At 48.1% G+C, this 11,439-nt stretch carries 6 protein-coding genes and 1 pseudogene; 4 read left to right on the top strand and 3 right to left on the bottom strand.

What is annotated here, in order from left to right:
• A partial coding sequence (locus K4A83_RS19765) for a S8 family serine peptidase (RefSeq protein WP_265266403.1) occupies window positions 1-3,986 on the top strand: 3,986 nt, incomplete at its 5' end.
• Window positions 3,987-4,315: 329 nt separating this feature from the next.
• Here the strand turns inward: K4A83_RS19765 and K4A83_RS19760 are convergent.
• Both K4A83_RS19760 and K4A83_RS19755 read right to left on the bottom strand, forming a co-directional pair.
• Complete coding sequence (locus tag K4A83_RS19760; protein ID WP_265266402.1) at window positions 4,316-4,606, bottom strand: DUF2442 domain-containing protein; 291 nt, start codon at window positions 4,604-4,606, stop codon at window positions 4,316-4,318.
• A gap of 14 nt (window positions 4,607-4,620) precedes the next feature.
• Complete coding sequence (locus K4A83_RS19755) at window positions 4,621-4,869, bottom strand: DUF4160 domain-containing protein (RefSeq protein WP_265266401.1); 249 nt, start codon at window positions 4,867-4,869, stop codon at window positions 4,621-4,623.
• 227 nt (window positions 4,870-5,096) lie between these two features.
• Between K4A83_RS19755 and K4A83_RS19750 the strand changes: the two genes are divergently transcribed.
• Window positions 5,097-6,566, top strand: a complete 1,470-nt coding sequence (locus K4A83_RS19750; RefSeq protein ID WP_265266400.1) for a DASH family cryptochrome — start codon at window positions 5,097-5,099, stop codon at window positions 6,564-6,566.
• Between the two features lie 323 nt (window positions 6,567-6,889).
• Window positions 6,890-7,828 carry a glycosyltransferase family 2 protein gene (locus tag K4A83_RS19745; RefSeq protein WP_265266398.1) on the top strand — a complete coding sequence of 313 codons (939 nt, stop codon included), beginning with the start codon at window positions 6,890-6,892 and terminating at the stop codon, window positions 7,826-7,828.
• 111 nt (window positions 7,829-7,939) lie between these two features.
• Here K4A83_RS19745 and K4A83_RS19740 read toward each other — a convergent pair whose 3' ends face one another.
• Window positions 7,940-10,951 carry a DUF1574 family protein gene (locus K4A83_RS19740; RefSeq protein ID WP_265266397.1) on the bottom strand — a complete coding sequence of 1,004 codons (3,012 nt, stop codon included), beginning with the start codon at window positions 10,949-10,951 and terminating at the stop codon, window positions 7,940-7,942.
• A gap of 140 nt (window positions 10,952-11,091) precedes the next feature.
• Between K4A83_RS19740 and K4A83_RS19735 the strand changes: the two are divergent.
• Window positions 11,092-11,439: pseudogene (locus K4A83_RS19735) on the top strand (hypothetical protein); the annotation flags it as partial.

Genomic DNA, 11,439 nt, shown 5'->3' with positions numbered 1-11,439 from the left:
AATTCGGTCACATCGTCATTCAAGACCGACTCGAAGGCGCTAGATTTGAAGGCCTGGGCAACCTTGGAGAAAATAACAACTGGAACTCTGGGGAATACCAAGGCATTAAATCCTTCTCCATGCGACCGGGAGATGAATTTGCTTTGATGTTAATCCCCAACGGCCGCATCCAAGAAGTGCTAAATAACCCCAACATCACTGGCACAAAAGCCCCCATCTTCTCCTTGGGAACAGACAATCCCTATGATATGTTTCACTTCGGGCAGATTGCCGATGTGACCGGAGATGGCAGTACCTTTGTCATGGAAGATGTCCAGTTTGGTCATGCTTGGTATGACGGGGACTACAATGATTTAATTTTCCAAGTCCGGGGGGCTACTGGGGAAGCGCCTTTGATGGCTGACTTAATGGATCCCGCCCTAGATTGGCGGGACAGTGATTTAGGTCAGGCTTTAGTGAGTTATGCCACTCGTTATGTGGAGGAAGTAGGCGTTGAGGACATTGGGTTTAGTTTCTCACGAGAATATCAACCCTTGATCGGGATTATTGACACCGGATTTAGTGGGGATAATCCCGATTTGGATTATTCCAACATCATGTTAGGCCGGGACTGGATTGACGGGGATGATAATCCTCTGCTGAGTGCGGGGGAGGGCAATGAGCATGGAACCCACATTTTAGGGATTATTGCAGCCCAACAGGATAATGATATTGGCATTGATGGCATTAATCCAGATGCTCCCATTTGGTTAGGTCGGGCTGTGGGTTCAGGGCAGTGGGCGAATTCTTTGGTGGAATTTGTCGATGCGGCCGTTGAGTCGGGACAACCCAATGCGGTGGTGAATTTGAGTTTAGATTTAACCCAGATTGATGCTAATGGGGAGGTGTTTACCCGTTATGAGTTCACACCGATGGAGCGGGCGGCCATTGAGTATGCCCGGCAAAATAATGTGTTACTCGTTGTTGCAGCTGGCAATGATGGCGGTGTGATGTCGGCGTTGGGTCAAGCTTCCCAAGAGTTTGACAATATTATTACCGTTGGCGCAGCCGAACAGTTTGACCCGACGACTTCAGCGTGGAAAGGTGCTGACCGGACGGATTATTCCAGTTATGGTTATGGTTTGGATTTGATGGCCTATGGCGGCACAGAAGAGAATCCCCATTTATCCCTGACTGGGGATAGTGTGGGGGCGATGGCCGGGACTTCGGTAGCCACGGCCAAGGTAACGGGCGCTGTGTCTCAGGTTTGGGCAGCGAATCCGGCCTTGAGTTACCGTCAGGTGATTGATATTTTGAAACAAACGGCGACGGATTTGGGTGAGACGGGGTTTGATTTAGCCACGGGTGCGGGTTTGGTCAATATGATGGCGGCGGTGCATTTGGCGAAGGTGACGAAGCCAGAGGAACACTTTACCCCTCATATGTTGATTCCAGAAACTTGGAGTGGTGAAGGGGTGTTTACGGCGGGCGATCGCGCTGTTGCTCAGAAATTCTGGAAAGATGGCAAGTATTACGATTGGGTTCCGTATCAAATTAAGCGGGAGGATACCCTTAGCCATCTAGCGTTAAAACATCTGGGGAATGCTGGCGATGACTACTATATGTGGATTGCTCAGAAAAATGGCATTGCTGATCCAAACCGTATTTTTGCTGGAGATTGGATTCAAGTTCCTCAACTGGTTTCTGCTCCAATTAATCCCATTGCTCAACGAGCCATTCAAGGTATTTATGAAGCCAACAAAGCGAGGCTAGGGAAACCCACCAGCGAACCCGTTAACTTAGGCAATGGTTTCCTCCAGCAAACCTTTGAGGGAGGTCATATTACTTGGAATGGTCAACAAGCTATTCCTTACTTCACAGGCACTGGTTTGCCTATCCGACCCGGTTTGCCCATCCAAGATTGGTCTGGAAATCGCCCAGTTGTGAGTCAGGTTGGCTTTGATGGAAAGATTACTCATTCTAGCTTTGTTCAGGCATTCAATCAAAATGGTGGTTTTTGGGGTGTAGGTCGTCCCACCGAGCATGTTAAGCATTGGGAACGGGGTTTAACCCAACAGTTTACTGGCGGGCAAGATCGTCAAGGTGCAATCATGCAACCCGATGGTAGCTCTCGTGCCTACTGGGTTGGGGGAGATATTTGGCGAGAGTTTTTGAATCGCGGTGGTGCAAAATATGTTGGCTACCCCAAAACTAATGCGATTCCGGTTAAAGGGGGCCTAGATAAGAGCGGTGGTAAGGTTCAACACTTCCTCGGAAATCAAGGGATTCCTAGCAAAATTTGGTCATCGAAACATGGCGCACATCCCACTTGGGGAGCGATTGGTGGGCGTTATGACCAAATGGGAGGCCCTGCCAGTTGGTTAGGATTCCCCACCAGCGGTGAGTATGGCATTGGTAGTGGTTGGGTGAAGCAGGACTTTGAAGGGGGATATATGCTGTGGCATCCCCACCATGGCACAACCGTCTACAACACCAAAGCGGTTGATTCTTTACCCCCAGATAGTGGTAATGGCAGTACCGGTGAATGGACTGTTAAATATTGGAACAATACCAATCTTTCGGGTACTCCTGTCTGGACTATGACTGAACCGCCTGGAGAAATCCGCTTTAATGCGGGTTCGGGTGCGCCGGTAGGAACTCAAGGGATCAAAGAGGATAATTTCTCGGCCCGTTGGGAGACAACCAGTTATTTCAAAGGAGGCTTCTACGATTTTATCAGTCAAGCTGATGATGGTGTACGGGTTTATGTCAATGGTGTCAAAATAATCGATAAATGGACAGCATCTCGACCCTGGTCTCTCCGAAATACTTATATGCCTATTCCTGAGGGCAATCACAAAATTGTGGTGGAATATTTTGAGAAAACTGGTATTGCTGGTCAAATATTGAAATGGGAACCTTCTCAGAATACCAATCCTTCTTCAAACATTACTATCAGGCCGGGATCGAGTAATATTACCTTCTCACGGGGTCAAACTTGGATCACTTCTACAGGTTATCGCTTCCGATTCTTAATGGATGGTAATTTGGTTCTGGTTAATCCCGCAGGCAAAACATTGTGGGCTACTGGTACGAATGGAACTGGAGCCAACAAGTTTGCTGTGCAAAAGGATGGAAATGTTGTCCTCTATCATGACAACAAACCACTATGGGCAACTAATACATCTGGGAATCCTGGTACATATTTTGCAATTCAGAATGATGGTAATCTTGTCGTTTACTCATCTGACAAGAAGCCAATTTTCAACACAGGCACTCATGGAGGTCGCCAAGGAATTCTAGATGCTTCAGCACGGTGGTTGGGCAAGTCGGAGCCGGGTTATGTGAATAGCAATGTGGGTAGTGTTCCTCTGAATATGCGTTCTGCGGCTTCCCTAGGTGCAGGGGTGATGCGGACGTTGAACCGGAATACCAGTTTGAAGATTTTGCGTTCCGTGACGGGGGGTGCTTATACGACACCTAATGGTCAGACTCGTTCTGATTGGTATGAGGTGGAGGTCAATGGTCAAAAGGGTTTTGTTGCTGCCTACTATGTGACCAAGGGGAATCCTCCTAATAATGGTGGTGGTGGTAGTTCTGCATGGCAACACCCATTGCCCGGATACCCAGTTACCAGTGAGTATGGTTGGCGACGAGATCCTTTTACAGGACAGCAAAAGTTTCATTATGGGATTGATTTTGGCACATCTGGGACAACGCCACCAGTTAAAGCGGCTCAATCAGGCAAAGTCGTTTTTGCAGGATGGAATAATCAAGGATACGGGAACTTAGTGATTATTGAACATCCTGGTGGCATTCGGACTTATTATGCTCACCTATCGAGTATATCTGTACGAACAGGTCAGCAAGTGACAAGTGGGGCTAAAATTGGTAACGTAGGTAGTACTGGTTTTTCAACAGGTCCTCATTTACATTTTGAGGTGCGAGTTTCTCCTTATCGCTGGCAAACGGACAATCGAAATCCTAGGAACTATATCCGATTTTAGGAATGGATAAGCAGATTGTCATTCAAATTTCTACACTGCTCTCGTTACAGCAAGGGCTTTAATACAATCAAGATGCAGTGTAGATGCTGGTCAGCTTACTGGGTTAATGCTAGGGTGGGGATTCCCTGCCCTATTTTTTTGTGTGTAAAATTACAGAATAATTTGCAGTTAACCAGAAGATAGAGGGCGCAAGCGTTGCGCCCCTACGATTATTTCCATGTAGGGGCGGATCGAATCCGCCCAAGTTGCAAGCGTTGAGGGCGCAAATGTTGAGGGCGCAACGCTTGCGCCCCTACGGGGTGAAGGGAAGCGCAACGCTTAACTTTTGGTTAAATATTGCTACTCCATTCTAAATCGTGGTTCATCTCTTCTTGAGTGAGGGGATCACCATTTTTCCATAACTCATATTCACTGATATCAATATCCTCAGTCCAAACCAAGGCATATCCTCCCGCTTCAATTTTGAAATTTTTGAAAAACTGGGGAGTCTTGAGCAAAGAAAATAAAGGATTCTCTAACAATTTAGAAATGTCGTATTTCCGAATATCTTGATTCGAGAAATTTATTAATAGGGTGCGATCATCAATTGCTTGAGCAGAAATAATACGAGGAGGCTTCATATACTTTATTGCAATTATTTTAAGGGTGGAAGCTTAACAAACTTTTGACTATTCCAAATATTGAGCAAATCTTGTTGGTATAAAGTAGCCCATTCCAAAACCATCTTTTCAGCACGACTGGGCAAATCTCCTTCAATCATTTCTAGGGATTCAATACTGATTAAAGCATTATACTCACCATAAACTGCATGAAAGTGAGGTGGAGCATGATCTCCAAAAAACATTTTGATAATGATCCCGTAAAATCGTGTGATTTCTGGCATGAGATTTACTCACCAATGATCCTCATCAAAATTGTAACTCAAACCATCTACAACACAATCGCGCATCATACATCAAACCCAAGCAAGCGTTGAGGGCGCAAGCGTTGAGGGCGCAAGCGTTGAGGGCGCAAACGTTGAGGGCGCAAGCGTTGCGCCCCTACGGGGTGAATGGGGGCGATCGCCTTTCTCGGGAATAGACCTTTTTTTCAAGTACAAACGGAACAATCATGACTCCAAATCACAACAGTTCAAGGATTTTAGTCTGGTATCGGAATGATTTGCGATCGCATGATCATGAACCCCTACACCGTGCTTTACAAGAAAATGCCCAGATTATCCCCTTGTATTGTCTTGATCCTCGTCATTTTCAAACTACCCCTTTCGGCTTTCCAAAAACTGGAGCATTTCGAGCGCAATTTCTCCGAGAATGTCTGCTCAATCTCCGGGAAACTTTACAACATTTAGGCAGTAATTTAATTATTAGGCAAGGAAAGCCTGAACACATTATAACAAAAATTGCCCAAGAAATAAAGATTGATAAAATTTATTATTCTCGCGAAATCACTTGGGAAGAAACCCAAGTAGAACGGGCTATTCGGCATCAAGTAAAACCCTTGGGAATTACGGTAAAGGGCTTTTGGACATCAACCTTGATTCATCCCGATGATCTCCCCTTTCCACTCTCCCAAATTCCTGAAATTTTCACCCAATTTCGCCAAAAGGTAGAAAAAAAATGGCACATTTTACCCCCCTTGCCCACTCCCCAAAAATTGCCCCCCCTTCCTCCCCTAGAGAGTGGTGAGATTCCCACACTCCAAGATTTAAATCTTGAACCTTTTCCCAAGGAATCTAAAGGCGTTTTAGCCTTCCAAGGAGGAGAAAAAGCAGGACTGGAACGTTTAAATCATTACTTCTGGCAACAAGACGCTTTGAAAGCCTATAAACTCACCCGCAATGGAATGTTAGGGGCGGATTATTCTTCCAAGTTCTCCCCTTGGTTAGCCTTGGGGTGTTTATCCCCCCGTTTCATTTATGGGGAAGTAAAACGCTATGAAACGGAACGGGTTAAAAATGATTCAACCTACTGGCTCATTTTTGAGCTACTCTGGCGGGATTATTTCCGCTTTATTTGTGCTAAACATGGTAATAAAATCTTTTGGAGTTCAGGAATACAAGGATTAAAAATTCCTTGGTTAGAGGATTGGGATTTATTTGAACGCTGGCGCAAGGGTGAGACGGGTTATCCCTTGGTGGATGCCAATATGCAGGAGTTGTTAAAAACGGGGTTTATGTCCAATCGGGGGCGGCAAAATGTGGGGAGTTTTTTAACTAAGAATTTGGGCATTAACTGGCAGATGGGGGCGGAGTGGTTTGAGTCAATGTTGATTGATTATGATGTCTGTAGTAACTGGGGGAATTGGAACTATACAGCTGGAGTGGGTAATGATGGGCGAGGGTTTCGTTATTTTAATATCGCTAAACAGGGCAAAGATTATGATCCTCAAGGAGATTATGTTAAACATTGGTTGCCGATGTTGGCAAATTTACCCCCTCATTTAGTCCATGAGCCTTGGAAGATGACTCAGTTAGAACAACAACTCTATGGGGTTAGATTGGGGGAAGATTATCCTAAGCCGATGGTGGATTTTATGGCTTCTGTAAAGCAGCAAGAAAAGGTTTACTCGGTGAACCATTGATCATGGTTAATTGTTCACTATTCCCGGATTGAAAAAAGAAAAAGTCTTGACAGGGGTTGATTTTTCCTGTAAACTAAAAATAATTTCATCATAATGGGAGTGGTTGCGCCCAAATCCAAGCGCAACCACTCCCATTATACCATTAACATATTACCAGAAATCCCCAACTTTAACAACCCCCTAAAAAAACTTCATATTTTCCACTGTTCTGATTATTTTTTCCTTGAAAAATTCCGATGAAGGGGAGAGGGGATGAGAGGAAAAAATTCAGTTAAAAAACCGACCCCCAGCCCAATTTCCTATTCCCTAAATGCTCAAAAACCATGTTCTTTAGTGTTGTCATTCCGACCTATAACCGCCAACCAATTTTAGAGAAGTGTCTCCGGGCGTTAGAAGCGCAACGATTGAGGGAGAATAGCCCCGTAGAGGGTTATGAAATCGTTGTAGTGGATGATGGGTCAGAGGATGGAACGTGGGAGTGGTTAGGGGCAAATTTAGACAGCTTGCCCCATGTGGTACGTTTTGCCCGAGATCACCAAGGGGCGGCCGCAGCGCGGAATTTTGGGGTAGAACAAGCCAAGGGGGAGATCATTATTTTTATTGATAGTGATTTAGTGGTGACAGAGGTTTTTTTAGAAGCTCATGGGATGGCGTTACAACGGGGACAAGAAGAACAAGGGAATGATCGGATCTTTACCTACGGGGCTGTGATTAATACTTGTAATTTTGAGCATCCTACGGCAGAACCTTACAAAATCACGGATTTCTCGGCGGCTTATTTTGCGACGGGGAATGTTGCGATCGCCAAAAAATGGTTACGACAAGCGGGACTCTTCGACACCGCCTTTCAACAATACGGTTGGGAGGACTTAGAACTGGGGGTACGCTTGAAAAAATTGGGACTCAAACTGATTAAATGTCCCCAAGCCGTAGGCTATCATTGGCACCCCCCCTTTAGTTTGCAGCAAATCCCTAAACTGATTGACCAAGAAATCCAACGGGGGCGTATGGGTGTGGTGTTCTATCAAAAACACCCCACGTGGGAAGTGCGCATGATGATTCAAATGACGTGGATTCACAAGCTACTCTGGGGGATTTTATCCTTGGGGGGGCGTTTAAATGAAAGAACCCTCGCCCCCTTGTTACAGTGGTTAATCCAGCAAGGAAAACCCCAACTGGCCTTAGAAATCGCTCGGGTTTTCTTGAATTGGTACAATGTCCGGGGCGTTTATGCGGCCTATGCTCAAAGTCGCAAAAGTTAGCTTTTCCCCGTTCCCTTGTGCCATAAAGTACCCCACCGTATAGACGAGTGGGGAAATCAATCCCCCCTCAGACGATTGGTTGTAGCAGTCCCCTCAATGACCCCGAGAATCTTAATTTTCAACACCTGTTTGCCAAGGAATAGGGGTATTGTGAGCGAGATAACGGGAGACTTGATAGGCCCCATAACGGTTGAGATGACTGGGGTCTGAGAAGTAATCATATTCACTGCCCCAGTGTTGAGCGAGGTCTAAAAAGATCAGATTATACTGTTGACTTAAACGGGTCATGTGGTCGTAAAACTGCCGTTCATATTCGCTCCGAATGGGGTCTAAATACTCGTTCGTTAGGGGAAGATTGACAAAAACGAGCTTAACTTGATGTTTTTCGAGGGTCGTTAAGATACTACGCAGGGCGACATCTTGGGGGCCGTAGAGTCCGAAGGAATCATAATCGCTGTCGTAGGCCCCGGAGACGCGGGGATGAGAGAGGTAGTAGGTGCTGGGGTCAAAGCGTAGGTCGAGGGGGAGAAAACCGTCAGGGGTAATCGGTTCTTGTCCGGCAACGGTTTCTAGGTCGAGGGGGTCAATATTCAACTCCGCGACACTGGGGAGGGGATGGGTGAGTTGGTCTTGGAGGACGCTGCGCAGTTCGTCCCGGTGGGGGTAGAGGGTGAAAAATTCCCCGAGGCCGTCACTCATCCACTGGTTAAAGTTGCGATAGTTGCGGGCGATCGCCTGATTGAGATTGGGAAGCTGTATCCGAGGCACAGCGCGGCTATGGGTCCGGCTGCTTCCCCCCATAGGACGGGCGCTTAGGGTTCGGTAGCCTTCTGATGAGGCGATCGCATTATAAGTAATATCCGGTCGTCCACTATTAAACGCCCTCGCCCCATCAGCCCAGATAATTAACTTCGGCAGTTCTTCAGGGGCTAAAATCCGCCGTAACATCAGATCCACCACTTGAGCCGTAGCGCCATTGATGCCAAAATTGAAGATGTCCAAGTCTGCCGGGCCCTCTTGAGCGAGCGCCTGACGCAATACAGCCGGGTCTACCCCCCGCAGAGCGCGGGAACTGCCCACAATCAACACATCTGGCACTCCAGACTGTCTCACCCGTTGTTGATACAGTGCCAGTTTTTCATCCAGCAAGCGGTTATTAAACGAAGCATTAGAAGAACGGGCGGCCGCCAGAATCGCCTCTTGTACCGCGCTTTGTTCCCCCGGACGGCTCTCCGATACAAAGTCCCCTTCTACCGGACAAGGACGCTCGACACAGAGTCCCGCAAGAGGCCGTTGTTGGAAAAACCAGCGCCCGGCCAGCCAATCGACTTGGAACATCAACAACAGACCCACCATCGCCCAAATAATGCCCTCGTAAATGCCCCGATTATCCCGCTCAGAGCCTTGTCGCCACCCCTCTAGGTTGTTTTGATCCCCTACCGCCAGTTTCGTGGCACAGAGAACGGATTTCAAGAGAGAGCAGGTATCCCGTAATGTCTGTTTCACCGCCGAATCCGAGGCCGGAGTAGAAAGACCAAAGGGATGGCTCAAACTGGCTTCGTGGGATAGGTCTTGGGTCGGCACCGTCACCGTCGAGGGGCTAAACTGGGGGGGACTCTCCCCGGACAGAGTAGAAGAGTGTTGAATAGAACGGTCTTGAAAATCGAGGGCATAACTCCAGAGGGGGGCCGTTTGTCCCGCCCGTCGGCCGTAGATTCTCGCCCCCACCAGTCCCGTGATTTGCACCTTGCGCAGGAACTTTTCCACTGGATGCACCACAAAGCCCTGACGGGGACAAACCACGGCCTCGGTCATAATATGCAGTAAATCCTGCTTAAAACAGAGTTTAACCCGAATCCCCCCCGTAGCCAGACGACCCTCTAAATCGGGGTTGAGAAGGCGCTGCAAGAGGAATCCGAGAGCATCGAGATGGCGCTGACGGGCTAAGGCCACGGTAGAGGGGGCTAAATCTGGGTCGTAGGCCGCGGGTAGGTGTAGCCATTGCACCCAGACGGGAGTATCCCGCAAACGCCCTAAATCGAGGGAGCTGGCCTCATCCTGAAAGATGCCCAAATCGGGACGAGTGAAACCGTAAAGGGTGGCGGCCGTAATCCCTTGGGGGCGAAATCCTTTTAATAACCGTTCGATCTGTTCCACCGTAGACGATTGGGGGGGGCAATTTTCCGACCGCCCCACTAAGCTGGTAAAACAGGAGAAAATATGTAGGGTGGTTTCCTTGAGAATCGCCCGCACATGAATCCCTTGGGCTTCTAAGGCTTGGTTGACTAAATGTTCAATGGATTTGAGATCCCCCCAGCGGGCCCACTCCCGTAACATCTCTTCGGGACGGGTTAAATCCACGGGTAACACCCAATCGGGGGTACTTTCTCCTTGGACTTGGGAGCGAATAATCGCCTCTTTAAACCCGACTAATTCCAGATCCCGCAATTGTTGGGCAATGGGTTCCGCAATCAGGGAGGCATCGGGGCTATAATGACAAGAACAGATGACCCAGAGGCGTTTAGCCCCTTCTTCCTCGGGGGACTCGCTTAAAGGGGAGTGGGGTAACTTTTGGATGAGGACCTTAACGCTGACGCCTAAATGGGCGAGGGACTCACTTAAATAGCGTGCGATCGCCTCCGGGGACCCAGTACGGGCTAACGTCTCATTAGAAATCAATAACGCCCCTCCGGTTAACGGTTCAGGAGTTTCCCCAGTCGCATCAATAATGGGAGAGGGATCATGGGGATCATGGGGTTCAATTTTCAACTGTAGACGCTCCAAGATAATCGGTTCAATCCAAGCAGGACGTTGTTGACCCACCGGACGACCATAGAGGATAACCTTATAAATCGGGTCTTCCGTATTGCGGAAAAAGCGTTTAAATTCCACCCCTTGGGACTTGAGGGCTTGAACTAAACGGGGCAATAATTTCCCCACCTCTGGAGTCCGAGACGCTTCACAGAGAACGTGCAGATTGTTGCCCCGCAGTCGAATCCGCAAACGCACCCCCGGTTCTGCGATCGCCTGATATAACCACTGCGACAGAGAAGAAGCATGATGAGTTTTCCGTTTCAGTTCAACCTCTTTCAGTTCAACCTGTTTTTGTTCAAGATCCCACATGGCTTAAGAACTCAAAAATTCTACAATCCCTTCACACCCTCAAGCTCACGCCATCCTGTGCGAATCCCTCCACTCCACCCATTTGTGAATCGATCATATACGATATCAACAAACAGTCACCCTGCCATCCCCTCTTTACCATGAATAATCGACAACCCTGGGATTTTGGTCGTTTCCTCCAAACCATCGCCTTTTTTGACGGTCTACCCTTCCTCAACTGTTTAAAGCGTATGATCCTTAAAACCGATTCCCCCTCCCATTCTAACCACACCACCACCGGAACCCTCCTCCTCGTCGGCACCACTCCCCCCCTGCGGGAGCAACTCCTCTCCCCCCTAACAGCCGCTCAATACCCCCTCCGCGTCCTCCTCTCCCCCAACGAAGACCCCCCCACCCCCCAGCCCAGCGTTGAATATTACCCCAACACCCCCAACCCCCAAGTCTCTGAACTTCCCCCCCTCCTCAACCACGTGCAAAGCGTAATCTAC

It is taken from the genome of Spirulina subsalsa FACHB-351, assembly GCF_026130165.1.
Lineage (GTDB): Bacteria > Cyanobacteriota > Cyanobacteriia > Cyanobacteriales > Spirulinaceae > Spirulina_A > Spirulina_A subsalsa_A.
The sequence above is the reverse complement of the archived record's forward strand: the minus strand, read 5'-3'. Positions and strand labels throughout refer to the sequence as shown.